Source organism: Mesorhizobium sp. LHD-90 (genome assembly GCF_030929505.1).
GTDB lineage: Bacteria > Pseudomonadota > Alphaproteobacteria > Rhizobiales > Rhizobiaceae > Kumtagia.
In genome coordinates, this window is record NZ_JAVFVV010000024.1 from 26,843 (window position 1) to 47,398 (window position 20,556).

The window sequence follows — 20,556 nt, forward strand, 5'->3', positions numbered from 1 at the left end:
ATGACCGAGATACCGTCCCTCCAGGTCTTGCTGCAACTGACCGTCAACGGCATCCTAGGCGGCGCCATGTACGGGGTCGCGGCTGTTGGCCTGAGCCTCATCTTCGGCACAATGCGGCTGATCTTTCTAGCCCAGGGCGCCATGATCATCCTCGCCGCCTATTTCGTGCGGGCACTTTTCCAGGGGTTGGGCATAGACCCGTTCCTGTCACTTCCAATCGTGATCACGGTGGGGGCAGGCGTCGGCTGGCTGATCTATCAGGGGCTGTTCCGCCGTGCGGCCGCCATGGAGGATCGCAACGTCTCGCTGCTGATAGCCGTGGGATTGATGTTCCTCGTCCAGAACCTGATGACCGTGATCTGGGGCGGCAATACCGCGGGCGTCGTCACCAGCTACACCGCCAGCGGCATCGGTGCGTTCGGCATCCGCATGTCGTTCACCCGCTCCATCGGATTTCTCATCGCGATCGCAGGCACGGCTTTGGTGATGTTGTTCCTGAAAAAGACGCTCGTCGGCAAGGCGGTGCGCGCGGCGTCGGAGGACATGACGTCGGCGGCCCTTCTCGGCATCAGTCCGCATCGCGTCAACGCCATCGCCTTTTCGATCGGTCTGGCGCTGGCGGGCGCCGCGGGTGTCGCCGTCGCCACGACCTTTCCCTTCAATCCCTTCGCTGGCTTCGTGTTCAGCCTGAAGGCGCTGGTGGCGCTGGCGATCGGCGGCATAGGCAACGTCGCGGGCGCGCTTGCCGGCGGTATCATCCTCGGCCTGATCGAAGCCTACGTGCAGTATTTCATCAGCGGCGGCTGGACCAACGCCTTCGGCTACGGCGTCTTCCTGCTGGTGCTCATGCTGAAGCCCGAGGGTCTGTTCAGCAGGCCGTACAAGAAGGCCTGACCGATGTCCAGCAAAGCAGGCGCCCTGATCGCTGCGGCCCTCGTCCTTGCATTGGCGCTCCTGCCCTTTGTCCCTGGCGCCATCGACCATTACTATTTCAGCCTGCTGTTCTTCGTCTTCATCTACGCCATCATGGCGCAGGGCTGGAACCTCGTCGCCGGCTATGCCGGGCAGATCAGCCTTGGCCAGCACGCCTTTTTCGCACTCGGCGCCTACACGACGGCGATTCTTTGGACCGGCAATTATCTGTGGGGTTCACTCTACGAGACCCATCCGCGCATCTACTATTTCGATCCGGTGACCATGGTGCTCTCGGGTCTCGTCGCGGCCGTCGCGGCGGCGCTGATCGGCCTGCCGCTGCTCTCCAAGCTGAGAGGTGACTATTTCGCGCTCGGCACCCTAGGCTTCGGCGAGATTGTTCGCGTGCTGCTGATCAATGGCGGCGACTTCACGGGCGGCGCATTCGGTCTCGTTGCGCCTTCGGGCACTTTCGACACCCTGCTCCCACACTATTGGACTGGCCTTGGCCTGACCGTCGCCCTCGCTATCGGTATTCACCTGCTGATCAAGTCGCGCTACGGTCTGGCGCTGATCGCTGTGCGCGACGACGAGATGGCAGCCTCCAGCAACGGAGTGAATGTTCTGCGGACCAAGGTTCTTGCCTTCGCCGGCGGTGCCTTCATTGCCGGGATTTGCGGTAGTCTTTACACCTATTATATCTTCCACGTCGGGCCGGATTCGGTCCTCAACCTCGACTGGATGCTCTTGCCGTTGATGATGACGGTAGTCGGTGGAACCGGAACGGTGCTCGGTCCAATCATCGGCGCATTCGTCATGTACGTGATCTTCGACTTCGCGCGGATCTGGGTGCCGGATTACCATCCGATCATCGCCGGCCTCGCCATCATCTTGGCGATGCTGTTTCTGCCGAACGGCCTGTCGCGGCTCAAGTTGGGCATCCTCAAGCCGTATTCTCGATAGAACCTGGTTTGGAATGTCGGCTCTGGCCCGCCGGGGCCTGAAGATTCAGTGCAAGGCGCCGCGCAGCCTCTCACACAACTTGCGCGGCGAAACGCCATAGCGGCTTTTGAAAGCGCGCGAAAAATGGGCGCTCGAATTGAAGCCGCACGCAAAGGCGATCTCGGAAATGGAGATCGCTCGCCGACCCGGCGAGGTTAGCGCAGCCTTGCTGCGCTCCAGCCGTCGGTCCCAGATGAAGCGCTCCAACGTGGTGCCTTCGCCCTCGAAAGCCCTGTGCAGGTAGCGCCGCGAGCAGCCCATGTGCTGCGCGATGTCTTCGGTCGAAAGGCTGCTACGCGGAAGATTAGCGTCGATATAGCCGACGATGCGCTCACGCAGAGCCTCCAGTGGCGAGCGGCGGAATTCCGGCGCCATCGGCTTGCCGCGGATGAGCCCGTTGACGAGCTGGACGAGGCTGTCGCCCACGCGGCGGCAGCCGGCCTCGTCGAGCAGCCGCGTCTCGGTGATCGCCATTTCCATAAGGCCGGAGACGATGCGCGTCAGGCTATCGTCGTCGGCCGGCAGCGAGATCGGCGCCGCGAGCCTGGTCAGAACTTCGTCTTCGAAGGTCGAGCGCGGTACCTGCAGGATCAACTGGTCGACGTCGCTGATGTTCTGCAGCGAATAGGTTCGCACAGGATCGTAGATGAGCGCGGCGCGTGGGCCGAGATCAACGGCAACCGACTGCTGCTCGAAACGGCTGCGGCCGCTGCGCTGAATCAGGATCTTGATCGCGTCCGGATCGAAGCTGCGCCAGAATGCGCGGTCGTTGACCACGATGTGCGCGTTCGCCTTGATTTCCGAGAGCCGGCAGGCGCCCAGCCGTACCGAGACGAGCTTCGGAACGGAAGGCGCGGGTCCGCGCGTGAAGCGCTGGGAAATCGGTCCGAACAGCATCCGCGACGTCGAATGAAAGGCTTCGCCGTCGGCTATGCTGACATGGCTTTCAGCGGCAGCAAGCATGCGCTTTCCTCCCTGGCGGCTTGTGCTTCCGTCTCCGCGGATTGTAGCACAACGGCGGACAGATCGCCCGCCGATCCCGGTCGCCATAAAGTTAACACGCTAATGATCTCGCGCGTGTTGTCAATTCGGATGGATGATTTCACCCTTGAAGGCCGCGGCTTCGACCGACGATCTCGATCAAGGCTCGGTGATCGATCGCGCTCACCAGCGCACGGTCCCATTGCGTGCCGCCCATCGGCGTGGCGGCGACCATCGCATTGATCACCGCTTCCTCGACGCTCTGCACCACCGCCTCATAGACGGGATCCAGGCGCTCGTCGTTGACAATCTCCATGCCGATGAAGGAGTCCGCCCGGTGGGGCAGGGCTGTTCTATTGCCGACCGAAAAGGCAAGAAAGATGTCACCGGAGCCGTTGCCGCCCACCGTACCGGTCCGTCCAATGCCAAGGGCGCCACGTCGCGCGATGCGGCTGAGTTGATGCGGCGCGAGCGGCAGGTCCGTGCCGATCACCCCGATGATCGATCCCCGTTCCCCGGTCCCGCCAAACGGGCGATTGTGGGTGAGATGCCTGCCGACGGGCGTGCCGAGAACGGTAAGCCAGTCGCGGATGCCGAAATTCGCCTGCACCAGCGCGCCGACGGTGAAGGTCTTGCCGCCCACCTCGACGAGGCGCGAGGCGGTGCCGGTGCCGCCCTTGAATTCGTAGCAGATCATGCCCGTGCCGCCGCCGGTGTTGCCTTCGACAACGGCGCCTCCTTTTGCGCCGTCCAGCGCCTCCAGCACGTCGTCCTCGATGACCGGCTGTCCGTTGATGTCGTTGAGGAATCCGTCATAGGTCTCCGCGACGACCGGCATCAGCCACAAGGGGTCGGTGCCGCCATAGGTGCCGGGATAGCGCCGCAGCATCCATTTCACTGCCGCATGATGCGCGATGCCGACGGCATGCGTGTTGGTGAGCACCACCGGTCCCACGAAATAGCCGCCGTCTGCGATCCAGTGGCTGCCCGTCATTTCGCCGTTGCCGTTGAAACGGTGGATGCCGGCCCAGATCAGGCTCGGTTCGTCGGCGCCGGCTCCGGGAACAATCGCCGTCACGCCGGTCCGCACCGGCATGTTTCTGGCGGCGCGCGGCTCGTTCTCGATGATTGTCTTCAGGCCGACGGCCGTGTCCGGGACGTCGGTGATCGCATTGAACGAGCCGGGCGTCCCGTTGAAGGGAAGCCCGAGGTCGCGGGCCCGAGTGGTGGTCCTTTCGGGGGGCATGGATCGCCCCTCAGCCGCGCCGCGAACGTAGATAGAGGCCGGCGGAAGCGACGGCGAAGGAAAACAGCAGCATCATGACGGCGATCGCGTTGATCTCGGGTTTGATGCCGCGCCGCAGCATGCCGAAGATGAAGATCGGCAGCGTCTGCGTGTCGACGCCGGAGATGAAATAGGTGATCACCAGATCGTCCATCGAGATGATGAAGGCGAGCAGCGCGCCGCCGATCACACCCGGCATCGCCTGCGGCAGGATGATGCGCCGGAACGTCACCCAATCGTTGGCGCCGAGATCCGCCGAGGCGTTTTCGAGCGTTCGGTCCATTCCCGCGAGCCGCGCCGACACCACGATGAAGACGTAGGACGTCAGGAAGCTGCACTGGCCGATGACGATCGTCGTGATGCCCAGCGAGAAGCCGACGCTGATGAAGAAGATGAGCAGCGCGATGCCGAGCACGATGTCCGGCATCAGCATCGGCGCGAAGAGCAGCACCCGATAGAATTTCTTGCCGAGGAAGTTGAATCGGTAGAGCGCCAGAGCGGTCGCGGTGCCGAGCACGGTGGCGATCGTCGTGGTGAAGGCGGCGACGGTCAGGCTGTTGCGCACCGCCTTCAGCAGCTGCTCCGTCGATTCGATGTACAGGGCATTCTCGGACGTGACGTTGCGCAGGCCGAAAATCTGCTTGTACCAGTCGAAGGTGAAGCCCGACCAGCGCATCATGTTCACCGGATCGGCGTTGAAGGAGTAGATCACGATCAACGCGATCGGCAGGTAGATGAAGGCGAAGAACAGCGCGGTGTAGGCCGAAAGCGTTCCCGTGCCGATGTTGCGGAGCCATCTCATGGTCGGACCTCAGCGAAGGGCTGGCGCATCGTCGCCGCGCCGGCCTTCCAAGCGGATGTAGAAGAAGAGGATGAACAGCACCGCCGCCATGACCAGCATGGCGAGCGCGGCGCCGAAGGGCCAGTTGCGGGCAGACAGGAACTGCTGCTCGATGAGGTTGCCGAGCATCATGACCTTGGCGCCGCCCAACACCGCCGGAACGATGAAATTGCCGAGCGCCGGGATGAACACGATGATCGATCCGCCGATCACGCCTGGCAGCGTCAGCGGAAAGATCACCCGCCAGAAGGTCTGGAAGCCGTTGGCGCCGAGATCCTGCGAGGCGCGCACCAGCGACCAGTCGAGTTTCTCCACGCTCGCATAGACCGGCAGGAACATGAACGGGATGAAGATGTAGACCATGCCGAGGATGATAGCGCCTTCGGTGTAGATCAGGTCGGCGGGCTCGGAAATGATGCCCAACGACTGCAGAACCATATTGGCGAAGCCGGTCTTCTTCAGGATCAGCACCCAGACGAACAGCCGCACGATCAGGCTGGCGAAGAAGGGAAGCGTGATGAGGAACAGCGCGAATGTCTTCCAGCGGTCCGGCAGCCGGCTGACCTGGAACGCCGCCGGATAGCAGACGACGAGCGTGATGGCGACCGTCGTCAGCGCGATGCGTAGGGAGCGCAGGAAGATCGAGAGGTAGACCGGGTCGAAGACCTCGAACTCGGGGTTGGCGAAGCCGAGGATGCGGCCGAAATTGTCCGGATAGAACGCCCATTCCGCGCCGCCATAGAGGCCCGGCGTCAACACGGAATAGATCATCATGATGGCGAGTGGACACAGGAAGAAGATCGCCAGGAACAGCGACACCGGCCCGAGCAGGATGCCGAGCTGCGCGTAGCGGCGCTGGCGCTGCGTCGCTCCGCTCACGGCTCGCCTCCGCTCGCCCCGATCAGTTGAACGCCGGCCGGGTCGTAGGTGAGGCGCGCCTTTTTCGCCGCGTCGATTTCCGCCACTTCGCGCTGGTGAACCGCGGCGATGATCGCCACCACCTTGCGGCCTGCGGGCGTCCGCCCGTGGATCTGGTAGTTGAGGCCCGTGAAGACGATCTGCTCGACGTCGGCGTCTATGAACGCGGCAGGTTGGCCGTTGCCGCCATTGTGCAAGGAGAATTGTTCCGGCCGGATCAGCGCGGTCACTGGCTGCCCGTTCGCGACGGTCCCGCTTCCGGCCGCGCGGATATGCTCGCCGTTCGGAGTGACGACCAGCATGTCCGTGCCGTCGCTGCGGGCGGCTCCCTCGAACAGGTTGCTGGCGCCGATGAAACTTGCGACGAATGCGTTCGCCGGTCGGCTGTAGACGCTCCGGGGCGTGTCGAGCTGCTGGATCACCCCTTTCTCCAGGACTGCCAGCCGGTCCGACATGGTGAGCGCCTCCTCCTGGTCGTGGGTGACGAAGATGAAGGAGATGCCGAGTTCCGCCTGCAGGCCCTTGAGTTCGATCTGCATGGCCTGGCGCAGGTTGCGGTCGAGTGCCGAGAGGGGCTCGTCCAGCAGCAGCAGCTTGGGCCTGGCGATTATGGCGCGGGCCAAAGCCACGCGCTGCTGCTGGCCGCCGGAAAGCTGCCGGGGAAGGCGGCCGCCGAGACCGGACAAGCCGACCAGTTCGAGCGCCGCGCCGACTCTCCGGCCACGCTCCTTGCCGTCGGTTCCGGCGATGTCCAGCGCGTAGCCGACGTTCTTGTCGACGTTCATATGCGGGAACAGTGCGTAGTTCTGGAACACGGTGTTGACCGGCCTGCGGTGCGGCGGCCGCTCGGTCACATCCTCGCCGTCGATGCTGACCTTGCCGCCGTCGAGTTGCACGAACCCGGAAATGGAGTGCAGCAGCGTGGTCTTTCCGCAGCCGGAGGGCCCGAGGAGGGTCAGGAATTCGTTCCGCCGGACGTCGAGGTCGATCGCCTTGAGGGCGGTTATCATGCCGCCTTCCGGCAGTGCGAAGGTCTTCGTCACACGTTCCAGCCGAACGATGCTTGGCTGCATCCGGTTTCCTCCTCCGCCCGCACGACAGGAATGTTATTGTGATATCTGTTGTGCAATAAAGTTATCTTGGTATCATGTGCCGGTGATTGTCAATGAGCCGTCCGGTGATCTGAACCGCGGTCGGCAGGGGAGAACAGCCGGCATTGGCACGAGAAAAGGGAGTGAGAAATGCAGACGGGAACTCGGGTTGAAACGGGAATTCGGTCGGGCCTCCTCGACCGGTTGCGCGGGGCAGGCGCCGCGGCTGTTCTTGCCGTCACAGCGATCTTCGTTCCGGCATCCGGAGCATCGGCGCAGGAGGTGCTCAACATCTACAATTGGGGCGAATACATAAATCCGGAAGTGCTGAAGAAATTCGAGGCCGACACCGGCGTGAAGGTGAACCTCGACACCTACTCCTCCAACGAGGAGATGCTGGCGAAGGTACAGGCGGGCGCGACGGGCTACGACATCGTCTTCCCGTCGGTGCATATGCACGACATCATGGCCAAGCTCGACCTGCTCGAGAAGACCGACATCAACCAGTACGAGGGCTTCAAGAACATCGACCCGCAGTTCCTGCGGGCGAAATCCGATCCCAAGGGCGAATACTGCCTGCCATACGCCTGGGGCACGGTCGGCATAGTCTACAATCGCGACGTGCTCGGAAAGGACATCACCGGCTGGCATGACCTCATCGAGACCGTCAAGGCCAAGAACCTGAAGTTCAACCTCCTCGACGACATGCGCGAGGTGCTCGGCGTCGGGCTCATCCTCAACGGCAAGTCCGTCAATTCGACCGATCCGGAAGAGTTGAAGCAGGCCGCTCAGACCATGATCGACATGAAGCCCTACGTGGCTGCGTTCACCTATGAGAGCCGGCCGATGGTGGAGGCCGGCGATGTGGCCGCCGGTCATTTCTTCGTCGGCGCCATGGTCGACGTGCTGCGCGCGCCGAAGAAGCTCGGCTACGTCATCCCCGAGGAAGGCGCCACCATGTACCAGGAAGACATCTGCGTGCTGAAGACCGCGCCGAACAAGGACAACGCCAAGAAGTTCATGGAGTTCTACACCCAGCCGGAGGTGGCGGCGCTCAACATCGCCCAGCAGACCAACGGGACGCCGAACGTGCCGGCGCGCTCGCTGACGCCGGACAACATCAAGAACTCCAAGGAGATCAATCCGCCCCAGGAGGTGATGGACAAGCTCCAGATATTTGTCGATCTCGGCGGCGACATCCGCAAGGTCGACCGGGTCTGGACGACCGTGAAGACCGCCCAGTAAGAGGGCGCAGCACGCGGCCGCCGGCAGCGTCGGCGGCCGCGTGCCAGGCAGGGAGGACGGCCAGTCGATGCCGCGGGGAATTGCTTCCAAGCTTCGGTCTGCCGATGCCAGGCAGACCAAATCCGACATCCTGATCGCCAACTACATCGAGCGCAATCTGGCCGAACTGCCCTTCGAGACGGCGAAGTCGATCGCCCAGAGCGTCGGCGTCAGCCAGATGACGGTCGGGCGGTATCTGCGCCGCCTCGGATATGACGGTCTCGACGAACTGAAGCGCGAGATGCGGCCCAGCGCCAGCCGGACCGCATGGCAGGTCAAGGGCAAGTTCGAGCGGCTGCGCGACGATGCGCGTGGGGGCAAGCTTCTTGCCGCGCTGATCCAGCAGCAGATTGACGATCTCGGCCAGGTCTACGAACTCACCGTCTCGCCCGAATGGCACAAGACGGTTGCCTTTCTGGTCAACAGCGAGGAGGTCTTCGTCGCCGCCTTTCAGAACGTCCGCGGCGTGGCGCAGTATTTTGCCAGCCAGCTTTCCTACGCGCGGCCCAAGGTCCAGTTCGTCGATGGTCTCAACGGCACCTATGCCGAGCTGCTCGACGGAAGCCGCGAAGATCGGTGCCTGTTCCTGTTCGATGTGCGCCGCTTCGCTAGCAAGGCTCGGCCATTGGCCGAGCAGGCGCGGGCGGCGGGCGTCAAGGTGATTCTCGTTTCCGACGATGCATGCATATGGGCGCGCGAGGTTTCCGACGTTGCCCTCATCATGCCGGGCGCGCACGGTCCACTCTGGGACGGCGCCGCCACGACAGTGGCGCTGCTCGACCTCGTCATCAGCAACGTGATCGTGGAACTCGGCGACAACGTCAACGCGCGCGTTGATCGTTTGACCCAACTGCAGGACGTCTTCGGCGATTTCGAGGACTGAGCAGCGCTAGTCGTGCTGCGGTCAACCGCGCGCCGGCGGTTCCCCGTTCAGCCTTCCGGAGATCAGCCGCGCGGCGCGCACGACCGCCTGACCGTGCAATGACGCAGCCGCCCCATCGACCCGGGACACCGGAGCCGCGACCGCCAGGGTTCCGATGGCATAGCCATCATGGGCAAGGATCGGCGCCGCAACGCTATGGACGCCCTCTTCATATCCCTGTGCACTTTCCGAGTAACCGCGCGAGGCGGCCAGCCGGATCGTGTCCATCAGGCGCTCGCGCCGCGTTACAGTATGCGCGGTGAAGGCTTCCAACACGGAGTCGGCGTAGCGACCGACCGCCTCGCTGCGCGAAAACGCGAGGAAGGCAAGACCGGACGCCGTCGCGTGCAGCGGCAACGTCTGCCCAACGTCCACATTGACCCGGTTGGCGCGTGCGGAAAGCTCGACATGCACGGTGAGCAACGCATCTGCGCTGTGCTCGGAGAGATGGACGGTCTCGCCGGTTTGCGCCGCAAGATCCCGCACGATCGGCAGTGCGATTTTCACGAACGGAAAATGCGCATCGCGGATTCGCGCCAGCCGCGATACGCCCGCGCCGAGCCGATACCGCCTGGTGTCGGCGTCCTGCTCGACCAGTCCGTGCCGCGTCAGCGCCATGAGCAAGCGCCGGGTCGTCGCCTTGTCGAAACTCGCTTTACGGGCCAGGTCCGAAAGGCCCATCTCTGGTTCGGGGACACTGAACAATTTCAGTAGCGAAACAGCTTTCTCGACCGTTCCCATCGATCCTCAGCTTCCCATTGTCGAAGATACTTCGCACGTGAATTAACTTGACAGCCGCGTCGGCGCTTGCAAGTCTGTATGCAAAATAGCGGTTCAAATAATGAACCGACAAGGGGAAAGTGAATTTGGTAGCCGCAGCCCGGAAGAATGCAGCCTCGATAAGCGAGCTGCTCGACGCCGAGCAGGCACGCTTTCTGCGCGCGCACCCGATGTCGGCGGCTGCCTGGAAGCTGGGCAAGAAGCATTTCCTCTACGGCGGGCCGTCACATTGGATGCGCCGGTGGGCGGGTGGATTTCCCGTCTATGCGGCCGAGGCGAGCGGAGCGCACATCCGCGACATTGACGGCCACAACTATGTCGATTTCGCGCTGGGCGACACCGGAGGCATGTGCGGCCACGCGCCGGAGACGGTGACGCAGGCGGCGATACGCCAGTTGCGCAGCGGCACGACCATGATGCTGCCTACCGAGGACAGCCTGTGGGTCGGCCAGGAGCTCACGCGCCGCTTCGGCATGCCGTACTGGACGCTGACGACCTCGGCGACCGACGCCAATCGCGCGGCCATCCGCATCGCGCGCATGGTCACCGGCCGCGACAAGGTGCTGGTCTTCTCCGGCTGCTATCACGGCGGCGTAGAGGAGGCGCACGTCGAGATCCGCGACGGCAGGGTCGGCCTGCGCAACATGATACATGCCAATGGCGTCGATCACGCGGCGGTGTCGAAAGTCGTCGAATTCAACGATACCGCCGCAATGGAGCAGGCGCTTGAACCGGGAGACGTCGCCTGCGTGCTCGCTGAGCCGCTGATGACGAATTTCGGCATGATTCCGGTGGCGGAAGGCTTTCACACAGCCTTGCGCGAGGCGACCCGCCGCACCGGCACGTTGCTGATCATCGACGAGACGCACACCATCTCCAGCGGTCCAGGTGGCTACACCGCACTGCACGGGTTGGAGCCGGACATATTCGTTGCCGGCAAGGCGATCGCGGGCGGCATCCCGGCCGGCATTTTTGGGACCAGCCAGGAGGTCGCGAAGCGTCTCTGGAAGATCGTCCCGCACGTCAATCCGCGCGAGCGCCAGTCGGCGCATCTCGGCTTCGGCGGCACCTTGGCCGGCAATGCGCTGACCATCGCCACCATGCGCGCGGTTCTGGAACGAGTCCTGACGCCCGCCAGCTACGAGCGGATGATCGCCCAGGCCTCGCGGCTGGCGGACGCGGCCCGATCGATCATCGAGGCGAACGCTCTGCCGTGGCATGTCACGCAGATCGGCGCCCGTGCCGAGATCATGTTCATGCCGAAGCCGCCGAAGAACGGCGCGGAGGTGATCGCCGCGAGGCGCGGCGATCTCGAGACGCTGCTCCATGCCTTCTACATGAACGAGGGCATACTGGTGACGCCGTTCCACACCATGTTCCTGATGTGCCCGGCGACAACCTCTGCCGATGTCGACGTGCACACCGATGTCTTCCGCCGCTTCGTAGCGCTGTTGCGCGACAATGGAGTGGCCTGAACATGCCGGCGCGTCCGTTTGACCTGACGGGAAAGGTTGCGCTGGTGACCGGCGGCGGGCGCGGCATCGGCGCGGCGATCGTCGCGCGCTTCGCCGAGGCCGGTGCCGATGTTACCGCCGCCAACCGCACGCTCGACGTCGCCGAGCAACTGGCGAGGGAACTCGACGGCCGTGGCCTGAAGGTGCGTGCCGCGCCAATGCCGGGCACGAGCCGCGGCGAACTGCACGACCTTGTCGATGCGACGGCGAAGGCTGCCGGGCGGCTCGACATCGTCGTCCACAACGCCGGCGGCTGTCCCTGGGCGTCCATCGAGGAGATGGACGAGCAGAAGCTTGGCGAGGCGCTGTCGCTCAACCTCGAAGCCTGCTTCTGGCTGACGCAGGCCGCCCTGCCCCATATGCGCAGGAACCGTTTCGGGCGCATCCTGGTAACCTCGTCGGTGTCAGCACGGGTCGCCATGGGCGGCGGGGCGCATTATTCGGCCGCCAAGGCGGGCGTTAACGCCTTCATCCGCGGCGCGGCGTTCGAACTGGCCCGCGATGGCATCACTGTCAATGGCGTCGAGCCGGGCTTCATCGCCAAGCCCGGACGGGGCAAGATGAGCGAGCCCGAGACCGCCAAGAGGATCGGCGCTTATGTGCCGCTTGGCCATCTCGGCGAGGCCGACGATATCGCCTACGCGATGCTCTATCTCGCCTCGGATCAGGCCAGATACGCGACGGGCCAGACCATCGTCGTGGACGGCGGTTTGACTCTGCCTGAGACGGGCTTTGCCGTGGAACGCCAGTGGGGTCTGCCATGAGCCGGCGCCTCGAAGGAAAGACGGCCCTGATCGCCGGCGCGGCGACCGGGATGGGCCGTGCGACGGCCGAGCTCTTCGCCCGGCACGGCGCAAAAGTGATCGCCTTCGGGCTCGGCGGCGACAAGCTCGAACAGGCGGCGGCCGCAGCGGAAGCAGCGCCGGTGCATGGCGATATCACCGACCCAGCAGACATCGCGCGGGCGATCGAAGCTTGCGGCGACCGGCTCGACATCGTCGTCAATGCGGCCGGCCTGATGATCGAGGATCGGCCGGAGACGGTGAGCGACGAGGACTGGGAAATGACCTTCGCGGTGAACGTCACCGGTGCGATGAGCGTCTGCCGGGCAGCTCTGCCAATGCTCAAGCGGCGCGGCGGCGCGGTCGTCAATATCGCCTCTGTCGGTGCATTCAATGCAGCCGGCCAGAACGCCGCCTATTCGGCCAGCAAGGCTGCGCTTGTCTCCTATACCCGCTCCCTCGCTTACGCTCATGGTCCCGACGGCATCCGGGCCAATGCCGTTGCCCCGGGCTGGGTGCGCACTCCGATGAGCGAACACGAGATGGAGGCGGCGGCCCGCGCCAACGGCTCTACGACGGAGCAGGAATTCGACGCGCTGAAGAAGCGCATCGCGCTGCGCCGCGTCGCCGATCCGTCCGAGATCGCCGCTTGCTGCCTGTTTCTTGCCTCCGACGAAGCATCTTTCGTGACAGGTGCGGTTCTGGTCGCAGACGGAGGGGGGCGGGCGCCGGTGCAGAACAGGGCGGTTTGATGCGCCGGCGCCGAACCATTTGGGAATCGACCGGCGGGCCTGGCTCGCCGACGGGAGGACAAGACTGATGCCGAACAGAAACGCCGACCTCGTTGTCACCGGGGGGCGGATCTACACAATGGACCGCCGTCAGCCGGTGGTGTCGGCGCTGGCGGTGAAGAGCGGGCGCATCGTTGCGGTGGGCGACGGCGCCGCGGTCGGCCCGCTGACTGGACCGGACACCCGTATCGTCGATCTCAAGGGCGCCACCGTGACGCCCGGCATCGTCGACGTGCACACGCATATGATGATGGGCGGGCAGGCGGAGCTGTTCGAGCTGCGCATCAGTCCGACATCGAGCTTCGCGACGTTGCTCGAGCGCATCGAGGCGGCAGCGGCCAACACGCCCGAGGGCGGCTGGATCATTGGCGGCCAGTGGGGCAGCGACCTGATCGGCAAGCTCAACACCGCCGAGTCGCTGGCCGCGCTCGATGCCGCAACGCGCGGCCGTCCGGTCATGCTGCGCGACGACACCTACCACAACCGCTGGGTCAATTCGGAGGCGATGCGGCGCGCCGGCGTCAGCGGCGCCAACAAGGATCCCGAAAAGGGCTCGATCGGTCGCGATCCGGCGACCGGCCAGCCGACCGGGGTCATGATCGAGTCCGCCGCCGGCATCGTCGAGCGCGCCGTCGCCCAGTCTGGTCACTTCACCGAGGAGATGGACCGCGCTGCCATGGCGCAATCCATATCGACGCTCAACTCGTTCGGCGTCACGGCTTTCCTCGACGCCGCCGCCATGCAGCCGATCCTAGCAGCGCTGAAGGGCCTCGACGACCGCGGCGAACTCACCGCCTGGGCGCTTTCGGCTATGCCCGCGGTCGAGCCGTCCTTCATGTTCGGCATCGCCGGCGACGAATTGATTGCCCAGCGCGACCGGTATCGTTCGGCGCATGCTAAACCTAACTACGTGAAGGTGTTTCTCGACGGCGTGCCCGGCGCGCGCACGGCTGCCTTCCACGAGCCTTATGTCGCCGACCCGGTCCTGGGCTGCTGCTTCCGCGGCTCGACCATCGTCACCGTACCGGACCTCGTGCGCTGGGTGGGCAAATGCGAGAAGCTGGGCCTCGGCGTAAAGATCCATTGCGCGGGCGACGCCGCCGTCAGCCAGGCGCTTGACGCCATCGACGTGGTGCGCTCCTTCAACGGCCCGACCGGGATCATCCACCACATCGCGCATGCGAGCTACATCGCGCCGCAGGATATTCCCCGCTTCGCGGAACTCGGCGTTGCCGCCGATCTCTCGCCCTTCCTCTGGTATCCGACGAGCTTCCTCGAAGGCCACAAGCAGACGATGGGCGAGACGAGGGCGCTGCGCTTCTGGCCGAACCAGGACCTCTTGGCGGCAGGCGCGCTGCTTGCCGGCGGCTCCGACTGGCCGGTAATGCCTAATCCGGATCCATGGAACGGCATGGAGGGCCTGGTCACCCGCCGCAACCCGGACGGCGAGTTTCCAGGCGTCGCTCTCTGGCTCGAACAGGCGATCGACATCGTGACCGCCCTCGAGATCTTTACGATCAACTCGGCGCGCGCCATCGGCATGGCCGACACGGTAGGCTCGCTCGAAATCGGCAAGTCTGCCGACTTCATCGTCCTCGACCGCGACGTGCTGGAGACTCCGTCTGACGAGATCGCCGACACCAGGGTCTCGACAACCTATTTTGAGGGGAGGGTGGTGTATGAGCGAGCCTGACGCCGCTGTACCCGTCACCCTTCTGACGGGCTTCCTCGGCAGCGGCAAGACGACCGTGCTGAACCGGCTGCTCAGGCGACCGGACATGAAGGGGGCACTCGTCGTCGTCAACGAGTTCGGCGAGGTAGGCCTAGACCACCTGCTGATCGAGGCGAGCGAGGAACGTTTTGCGCTGCTGGACAATGGCTGCGTGTGCTGCACGGTGCGCGGCGATCTGGTGGAAACACTGAAGGACATCGACCGGCGCTCGGCCGCGGGCGAGCTGCCGCCGGTGAGGCGGGTGCTGATCGAGACAACCGGGCTCGCCGATCCCGCCCCGATATTGCATACGCTGATGGCCGAACCGCAGTTGTCTGCGCGCTATCGCCTCGGCGAGGTCGTCGTCACGGTGGACGCGGTGAACGGCCTGGCGACGCTTCAACGCCATGTTGAGGCGGCGCGGCAGGCCGCCGTCGCCGACCGTCTGCTGGTCACCAAGACCGACCTCGTCAACCCGGCCGATATCGCGCCGATCGAACGGCGGCTGCGGCAGCTCGCGCCGGCTGCTGAGATCGCCTTCGCCGTCGAGGGCGACATCGGTTCAGGCGACGTCGCATTCGAGGGCGGTGGGTCCGAAGGAGCGCACGCCGAACGGCTGGCGGCGGCACTCGCGCGCGCCGAGGCGGCGATCGCACATCACGCTCACGATAGCGGCTGTGGACCGGAATGCGGCCGGGGCGGCCGTCACCATCACCACGATGAGCACGCCCATGCCCATCACGGCATCCAGTCCTACAGTTTCGTGATCGACAAGCCGGTCGACTGGCCGGCGTTTGCCCAATGGCTCGACTACATCGCCGTGCTGAAGGGCGAGGATCTGTTGCGCATGAAGGGCATCGTCAATGTCGCCGGTGAGCCCGAGCGGCCATGCGTCATCCACGGCGTGCAGCACGTCTTCCATCCGCCGGTGCGACTGGAGGCCTGGCCATCTGACGATCGCCGTACGCGACTTGTCTTCATCGTGCGCGACATTCCACGCCAGACCATCGAGCGCACGCTCATCAAATTCGCGGCCGTCAACGCCGCGGAAGCATCTGGGCCGGCACGGCTCACGGCGGCCTGACACCAGGAACGATCAAGGGAGGATCTGACGATGCATTGGAAATCCACACTGGCTACGGCGGCGCTGGCATCGCTTGCCTTCGCCGCCCTTACGGGAACCGCTTCCGCCGCGGGCCCCACGTGCGCCGACGGCGTCATCAAGGTCGGCGCCGTCTCGACGGTCACCGGGCCGGCTGACTTCAGCGAGGTTCCGAAGGCGACCCAGGCGGCTTTCGACGCCGTGAACGCCGCCGGCGGTATCAACGGCTGCAAGATCGAATACACGATCGCCGACGACAAGGCCGACCCGGCCGTCGCCGCCCAGGCCGCACGCGACCTGATCGACAACCAGGAAGTCGTGGCGCTGGTCGGTTCGGCAAGCCTGCTCGACTGCGCCGTGAACGCCACCACCTATGCCCGCAAGAACGTACTGTCGGTGCAAGGCCTCGGCGTCGACGCCGCGTGCTTCTCCTCACCCTCCGTGGCGCCGGTGAACGTCGGCCCATACACGTTGTCGACGGCGGTGGCCTACTATGCCACCAACGAACTGAAGACGCAGAAGCTGTGCGCGTTCTTCATCATCATCGGCGGTACCCAGGAAGCCTACAAGAAGGGCATCGAGAATTGGGAAAAGCTCACCGGCCAGAAAGTCCATCTGCTCGATCTCACCTTGCCGTTCCAGGGCGACCTGACGCCCTATGTCATCAAGGCGCGCGATGCCGGCTGCGACGCGGTGCTCACCAACCAGGTGGAGCCGCAGGTCGTGCAGTTGATCAAGACCGTCGATGCCCAGAAGGTCACCGGCATCAACTGGCTGTTCCTCGCTCCGGGCTACACCGAGCAGGTCGCCAAGGCCTTGGCTGACACGCAGCAACCGATCTATGTCGGCACGGAATGGGAGCCCTACACCGAGCAGGGGTCCGAGGCGAACAAGCAGTGGACCGCCGACATGACCAAGGCCGGCCAGCCGCTCACCGCCTTCTCGCAGGGCGGCTATCTCGCCGCGCAGATCTTCCTTGAGGTGCTGAAGGGTATCGACGGCGAGGTCACACGCGAGAGCGTCGCCGAAGCCTTGCTGAAGATGAAGCCAATCAGCAACCCGCTCGCCGGTTCGCCTTACGTTTTCGGTGAGGCCGCAACGCACAACCCGATGCAGGCTACCAAGGTGATGAAGCTCGAAAAGGGCGCCTGGACGGTGCAGACGCCGGAATGGGTTGTCCTGCCGGCTATCCAATAGGAACCATTGAGGCGGCGGAATTGCTTCCGCCGCCTTCAACCTGGACGATCCGATGAACGAACTTCTGACTTCCGCCGTGGCTGGCCTGACCGCGGGGGGTACCTATGCGCTGCTTGGCGTGTGTGCGGTGTTCACCTACCGATTGGTTGCTGTCGTCAACTTCACCGGAGCGGCGATCGGCACGGCGGGCACCTTCGTGCTGATCGCCCTCTATGAAGCCGGCTTTCCGTTGTGGCCTTCGGTCCTCGCCGGTGTCGTCGCGGGAACCATCGTCGGCGTGCTCGTCGGCCTTGTCATGACCACTTGGTTTTCCGAGGCGAACGCGTCGACCAAGGCGGCGGTCACAGTTGCTCTCCTCGTCGGCATGATCGCTATCGGTTTGCGTCTTACGGGTGGCCAGCATCCGCACGTCATGCCCGATCTGTTTCCGGGCTCCGCCTTCCGCCTTGCCGGCGTGGAGGTGACCATCGCTTCCGCCCTGACCATCGGGCTCGCAGTCCTGTTCACCGTGCTCGCCGACCGCTTCCTCAATGCAACGCGCACGGGCCTGCACCTGCGCGCGCTGTCGGAGCGCCCGATGGCGGCCGAACTCCTCGGCGTGCGGGTGCAACTCCTCTCGGTCCTCGTCTGGGCGGTCACCGGCACGTTCACCACTTTCGCGCTGATGATCATCGCGCCGCAGCGCTCGCCCAACTTCATGACCCTGAGTCTGTTGGTTGTGCCTGCCTTGGCCGCCGCGCTTGTCGGGCTGTTCCGCTCGTTCTGGATCACGCTCGCGGGCGGGATAATGCTGGGTGTGGTCGAGGGGCTGGCGAGTTCGTTCGACGGCGTCAGCCAGTATCGCGGGGCCATTCCGTTCGTCGTCGTGGTCGCCGTGCTCCTCTGGTCGCAGCGGGAGGCCCGCTGGGATGATGCGCGCTAGTGTTCGCGCCTCGCTGGCGATCGTCGTCACGGCGGTCGTGCTGGGCGGGGCCCTTATCGGGCTTCTATCGTCCTATTGGGTGTTCCTCGGCACGGCCGTGCTGATCACTGGCGTGGCGCTACAAAGCCTCGGCCTGGTGGTCGGCCGCACCGGCATGATCGCCCTCTGCCAGATGTCGTTCGCCGGCGTTGGCGCCTGGACGGTCGGCTATCTCAATATCGTCGGCGCTCCGGGCGGGCTGTCCGTATGGGTTCTCCTCGGTGGGCTGGCCGCTGTTCCGTTTGGTGTTGCCATCGGCCTGCCGGCGCTGCGCTTGCGTGGCATCAACCTCGCCATCGTTACGCTTGCCTTCGCCACCGCTTTCGACACGATCCTGGCAACGATAACCTTTCCCGGTCAGACGTCGTTCCAGGCCGTGCCGCGGCCGGAACTGTTCGACAGCGACGAAGGCTACTTCGTCTTCGTGCTGGGTTTTTACGTCACCATCGCGGTTGCACTGGAGTTCGTCAGCCGCTCGCGGCTTGGCGCCGCCTGGCTCACCGTGCGCCATTCCGAACGGGCGGCGGCGGCGCACGGCGTCAGCATCGCGGCGGCAAAGCTCTCCGCCTTCGCGCTGAGTGCGTTCGTCGCAGGCATTTCGGGTGGCTTGCTCGCCGGCTATCTCGGCACGCTGGTCTCCGAAAACTTCAGCATGATGCAATCGCTCTCGCTCTTCGCGGTGGCGGTAATGGCCGGTGCGCACTACTCGGAAGGCGCCGTCATCGGTGGGCTGCTGGTCACGATGTTTCCCGAGATCCTGCGCCGCCTGGGCCTGCCGCAGGACATCGGCAACGTGCTCTTCGCGGTTGGCGCCACACAGGCGTTGTCGACCGGCGAGACGATGAGCGAGACGTTCCGGCGACTGGCGCGAAAGCTCGTTCCTTCACGCGGCCCCAATGGCAAGCCGCCGCAACCCGCCTCGCTTCCGGCTCCGGTCATGCACGCCGCCGGCGCGGCACTGTCTATCGAAAATCTCGGCGTGCGCTACGGCAGCGTGGTCGCGCTCGACAAGGTGAGCCTGGCGGTTCCCGCAGGCACTGTGGTCGGACTGATCGGCCCCAACGGCGCCGGCAAGTCGACCTTCATCGATGCGGTTACCGGCTTCCTGCCGCTCTATTACGGTCGCATCAGCCTTGAAGGCAAGCTGCTCGAAGGCGTTCAGGCGCATCGGCGCGCGCGCCTGGGGGTCCGTCGCTCCTGGCAGACGAACCGAATCGCGCCAGAACTCACCGTCGGCCAGTACTTGAGGCTTGCGGCGGATGGGCTTTCGGACGCCGATATCGCGGCCGTCCTGGCGTGGCTCGACTGCCCTCATCCGGATACGCCGGTCGCGTCGGTCGACGCCGGCACGCGCCGCCTCCTGGATGTCGCCGGTGTGCTCGCCTCGCGGCCGGCGGTCGCGCTGCTCGACGAGCCCGCCGCCGGTCAGTCCTACGAGGAAACCCTCCGCCTCGGAAAGCGCATCGCGGAGATTCCGAAACTGTTCGGATCGGCGGTGCTGCTGGTGGAACACGACATGGATCTTGTTCGGGCGGCGTGTTCGCACATAGCCGTCCTGGACTTCGGCAAGGTCATCGCTTCGGGTCCGCCCGCTCAGGTGCTCGCCGAGACGGTGGTTAAGACGGCCTATCTTGGTGTCGAAGCGGAGGAAGCGGCAGCATGAGCAGCCTTGTCGTATCGTCGCTGTCCGTCAGCCGGGGCGGACTCCCCATCATCACCGAGGCAAGTCTCTCCGCTGCGAGCGGCGAGATCAGCGTGATCCTGGGCGCGAACGGTGCCGGCAAGACGACCTTGCTCGAGGGCCTCTCCGGCGTCATCCCGGTCGAAGGCGGAATGATCGCCATCGACGGCGCGGAGATTCAAAGCGCACGCCCCGGCGTGCGCGCACGTGCCGGTTTGTTGCATGTCGAGCAAGGCCGAACCGTGTTCCGCCAGCTTTCCACCGAAGACAATTTGAGGGTCGGCCTGCATGCCGATGAAAGGCTGGAGACAGCCTACGCGCTTTTTCCCGAGTTGGTGCAGCGCAAGGCGGTCCGTGCTGGGCTTTTGTCGGGGGGTGAGCAGCAGATGCTCGTCATCGCCAGGGCGCTGCTTGGCCGTCCGAAAGTGTTGATGATTGATGAGATGTCGGCCGGGCTCGCGCCGGTCGTTGTCACACGACTGATGACTGCGGTGCGCAAGCTCGCTGACAAGGGATTGGCGGTCGTGCTCGTCGAACAGTTCGCCGCGCTGGCGCTCGCTATTGGCAACCGCGCCTATGTCATGCGGCGGGGCCGCGTTGTCTATGACGGCGACTGCTCGACGCTGCGTCGCGCACCCGATGAACTGCATCGACTTTATCTCGGAGGGTAGGTCTCGTGCGCGCGGTGCGAAAGTTCCGGCTCGACGCGGGCGTATGCCACTGGCGCTCTCACTGTTGGGTGTCGGAGCCAGGCCCTCATTTTCGGATGGTCGCTTGTTGACTGCGACATCCGGTGCGGCT

The 20,556-nt window shown here is 64.7% G+C and carries 19 protein-coding genes; 13 read left to right on the forward strand and 6 right to left on the reverse strand.

What is annotated here, in order from left to right:
• Complete coding sequence (locus RB623_RS25910; RefSeq protein WP_308060007.1) at positions 1 to 894, forward strand: branched-chain amino acid ABC transporter permease; 894 nt, start codon at positions 1 to 3, stop codon at positions 892 to 894.
• A 3-nt stretch (positions 895 to 897) separates the two neighbouring features.
• Positions 898 to 1,875, forward strand: a complete 978-nt coding sequence (locus RB623_RS25915; RefSeq protein WP_308060008.1) for a branched-chain amino acid ABC transporter permease — start codon at positions 898 to 900, stop codon at positions 1,873 to 1,875.
• A 45-nt stretch (positions 1,876 to 1,920) separates the two neighbouring features.
• Here the strand turns inward: RB623_RS25915 and RB623_RS25920 are convergent, their stop codons facing one another.
• The 5 genes from RB623_RS25920 to RB623_RS25940 all read right to left on the reverse strand — a co-directional run bounded on the left by RB623_RS25920 (position 1,921) and on the right by RB623_RS25940 (position 7,012).
• Positions 1,921 to 2,877: a helix-turn-helix domain-containing protein gene (locus RB623_RS25920; protein ID WP_308060009.1), complete on the reverse strand. Its 957-nt coding sequence runs from the start codon at positions 2,875 to 2,877 to the stop codon at positions 1,921 to 1,923.
• Between the two features lie 139 nt (positions 2,878 to 3,016).
• Entirely contained in the window at positions 3,017 to 4,141 is a 1,125-nt protein-coding gene (locus tag RB623_RS25925; RefSeq protein ID WP_308060010.1) for a P1 family peptidase, read from the reverse strand.
• Between the two features lie 10 nt (positions 4,142 to 4,151).
• On the reverse strand, positions 4,152 to 4,982 hold the full coding sequence (locus tag RB623_RS25930) for an ABC transporter permease (RefSeq protein ID WP_308060011.1): 831 nt from the start codon (positions 4,980 to 4,982) through the stop codon (positions 4,152 to 4,154).
• A gap of 9 nt (positions 4,983 to 4,991) precedes the next feature.
• Entirely contained in the window at positions 4,992 to 5,900 is a 909-nt protein-coding gene (locus RB623_RS25935; RefSeq protein WP_308060012.1) for an ABC transporter permease, read from the reverse strand.
• The gene (locus RB623_RS25940; protein ID WP_308060013.1) at positions 5,897 to 7,012 is read right to left on the reverse strand and encodes an ABC transporter ATP-binding protein; all 1,116 of its coding nucleotides are present in this window, start codon (positions 7,010 to 7,012) and stop codon (positions 5,897 to 5,899) included. Before RB623_RS25940 ends, RB623_RS25935 begins: the two co-directional genes overlap by 4 nt.
• Positions 7,013 to 7,180: 168 nt before the next feature.
• Between RB623_RS25940 and RB623_RS25945 the strand changes: the two genes are divergently transcribed.
• Positions 7,181 to 8,275 carry a spermidine/putrescine ABC transporter substrate-binding protein gene (locus RB623_RS25945; protein WP_308060014.1) on the forward strand — a complete coding sequence of 365 codons (1,095 nt, stop codon included), beginning with the start codon at positions 7,181 to 7,183 and terminating at the stop codon, positions 8,273 to 8,275.
• Between the two features lie 67 nt (positions 8,276 to 8,342).
• Positions 8,343 to 9,197 carry a MurR/RpiR family transcriptional regulator gene (locus RB623_RS25950; protein ID WP_308060015.1) on the forward strand — a complete coding sequence of 285 codons (855 nt, stop codon included), beginning with the start codon at positions 8,343 to 8,345 and terminating at the stop codon, positions 9,195 to 9,197.
• Between the two features lie 21 nt (positions 9,198 to 9,218).
• On the opposite strand, the gene RB623_RS25955 is transcribed toward RB623_RS25950, so the two are convergent.
• Complete coding sequence (locus tag RB623_RS25955; RefSeq protein ID WP_308060016.1) at positions 9,219 to 9,977, reverse strand: IclR family transcriptional regulator; 759 nt, start codon at positions 9,975 to 9,977, stop codon at positions 9,219 to 9,221.
• A 125-nt stretch (positions 9,978 to 10,102) separates the two neighbouring features.
• On the opposite strand from RB623_RS25955, the gene RB623_RS25960 reads away from it, so the two are divergent.
• The 9 genes from RB623_RS25960 (at position 10,103) to RB623_RS26000 (ending at position 20,426) form a co-directional block, all read left to right on the forward strand.
• On the forward strand, positions 10,103 to 11,491 hold the full coding sequence (locus tag RB623_RS25960; protein ID WP_308060017.1) for a transaminase: 1,389 nt from the start codon (positions 10,103 to 10,105) through the stop codon (positions 11,489 to 11,491).
• 2 nt (positions 11,492 to 11,493) lie between these two features.
• Positions 11,494 to 12,294: an SDR family oxidoreductase gene (locus tag RB623_RS25965; protein WP_308060018.1), complete on the forward strand. Its 801-nt coding sequence runs from the start codon at positions 11,494 to 11,496 to the stop codon at positions 12,292 to 12,294.
• Positions 12,291 to 13,064, forward strand: a complete 774-nt coding sequence (locus RB623_RS25970) for an SDR family oxidoreductase (RefSeq protein WP_308060019.1) — start codon at positions 12,291 to 12,293, stop codon at positions 13,062 to 13,064. The genes RB623_RS25965 and RB623_RS25970 overlap by 4 nt, the downstream gene beginning before the upstream one ends.
• Positions 13,065 to 13,131: 67 nt before the next feature.
• Positions 13,132 to 14,796, forward strand: a complete 1,665-nt coding sequence (locus RB623_RS25975) for an amidohydrolase (protein WP_308060020.1) — start codon at positions 13,132 to 13,134, stop codon at positions 14,794 to 14,796.
• The gene (locus tag RB623_RS25980) at positions 14,783 to 15,898 is read left to right on the forward strand and encodes a GTP-binding protein (RefSeq protein ID WP_308060021.1); all 1,116 of its coding nucleotides are present in this window, start codon (positions 14,783 to 14,785) and stop codon (positions 15,896 to 15,898) included. Before RB623_RS25975 ends, RB623_RS25980 begins: the two co-directional genes overlap by 14 nt.
• 30 nt (positions 15,899 to 15,928) lie before the next feature.
• Positions 15,929 to 17,113 (forward strand): ABC transporter substrate-binding protein, encoded by a 1,185-nt coding sequence (locus RB623_RS25985; RefSeq protein ID WP_308060022.1) that lies wholly within the window; start codon positions 15,929 to 15,931, stop codon positions 17,111 to 17,113.
• A 52-nt stretch (positions 17,114 to 17,165) separates the two neighbouring features.
• A complete protein-coding gene (locus RB623_RS25990) occupies positions 17,166 to 18,035 on the forward strand; it encodes a branched-chain amino acid ABC transporter permease (RefSeq protein WP_308060023.1) in 870 nt (289 codons plus the stop codon).
• On the forward strand, positions 18,022 to 19,737 hold the full coding sequence (locus RB623_RS25995; RefSeq protein ID WP_308060024.1) for an ATP-binding cassette domain-containing protein: 1,716 nt from the start codon (positions 18,022 to 18,024) through the stop codon (positions 19,735 to 19,737). Before RB623_RS25990 ends, RB623_RS25995 begins: the two co-directional genes overlap by 14 nt.
• A complete protein-coding gene (locus tag RB623_RS26000; protein WP_308060025.1) occupies positions 19,734 to 20,426 on the forward strand; it encodes an ABC transporter ATP-binding protein in 693 nt (230 codons plus the stop codon). The genes RB623_RS25995 and RB623_RS26000 overlap by 4 nt, the downstream gene beginning before the upstream one ends.
• Positions 20,427 to 20,556: the final 130 nt, after the last annotated feature.

Bases quoted from the DNA above. Each gene is read 5' to 3' on its own strand.
- RB623_RS25910 (WP_308060007.1), top strand. From the start codon at position 1: ATGACCGAGATACCGTCCCTCCAGGTCTTGCTGCAACTGACCGTCAAC.
- RB623_RS25915 (WP_308060008.1), top strand. From the start codon at position 898: ATGTCCAGCAAAGCAGGCGCCCTGATCGCTGCGGCCCTCGTCCTTGCA.
- RB623_RS25920 (WP_308060009.1), bottom strand. From the start codon at position 2,877: ATGCTTGCTGCCGCTGAAAGCCATGTCAGCATAGCCGACGGCGAAGCC.
- RB623_RS25925 (WP_308060010.1), bottom strand. From the start codon at position 4,141: ATGCCCCCCGAAAGGACCACCACTCGGGCCCGCGACCTCGGGCTTCCC.
- RB623_RS25930 (WP_308060011.1), bottom strand. From the start codon at position 4,982: ATGAGATGGCTCCGCAACATCGGCACGGGAACGCTTTCGGCCTACACC.
- RB623_RS25940 (WP_308060013.1), bottom strand. From the start codon at position 7,012: ATGCAGCCAAGCATCGTTCGGCTGGAACGTGTGACGAAGACCTTCGCA.
- RB623_RS25945 (WP_308060014.1), top strand. From the start codon at position 7,181: ATGCAGACGGGAACTCGGGTTGAAACGGGAATTCGGTCGGGCCTCCTC.
- RB623_RS25950 (WP_308060015.1), top strand. From the start codon at position 8,343: ATGCCGCGGGGAATTGCTTCCAAGCTTCGGTCTGCCGATGCCAGGCAG.
- RB623_RS25955 (WP_308060016.1), bottom strand. From the start codon at position 9,977: ATGGGAACGGTCGAGAAAGCTGTTTCGCTACTGAAATTGTTCAGTGTC.
- RB623_RS25965 (WP_308060018.1), top strand. From the start codon at position 11,494: ATGCCGGCGCGTCCGTTTGACCTGACGGGAAAGGTTGCGCTGGTGACC.
- RB623_RS25970 (WP_308060019.1), top strand. From the start codon at position 12,291: ATGAGCCGGCGCCTCGAAGGAAAGACGGCCCTGATCGCCGGCGCGGCG.
- RB623_RS25975 (WP_308060020.1), top strand. From the start codon at position 13,132: ATGCCGAACAGAAACGCCGACCTCGTTGTCACCGGGGGGCGGATCTAC.
- RB623_RS25980 (WP_308060021.1), top strand. From the start codon at position 14,783: ATGAGCGAGCCTGACGCCGCTGTACCCGTCACCCTTCTGACGGGCTTC.
- RB623_RS25985 (WP_308060022.1), top strand. From the start codon at position 15,929: ATGCATTGGAAATCCACACTGGCTACGGCGGCGCTGGCATCGCTTGCC.
- RB623_RS25990 (WP_308060023.1), top strand. From the start codon at position 17,166: ATGAACGAACTTCTGACTTCCGCCGTGGCTGGCCTGACCGCGGGGGGT.
- RB623_RS25995 (WP_308060024.1), top strand. From the start codon at position 18,022: ATGATGCGCGCTAGTGTTCGCGCCTCGCTGGCGATCGTCGTCACGGCG.
- RB623_RS26000 (WP_308060025.1), top strand. From the start codon at position 19,734: ATGAGCAGCCTTGTCGTATCGTCGCTGTCCGTCAGCCGGGGCGGACTC.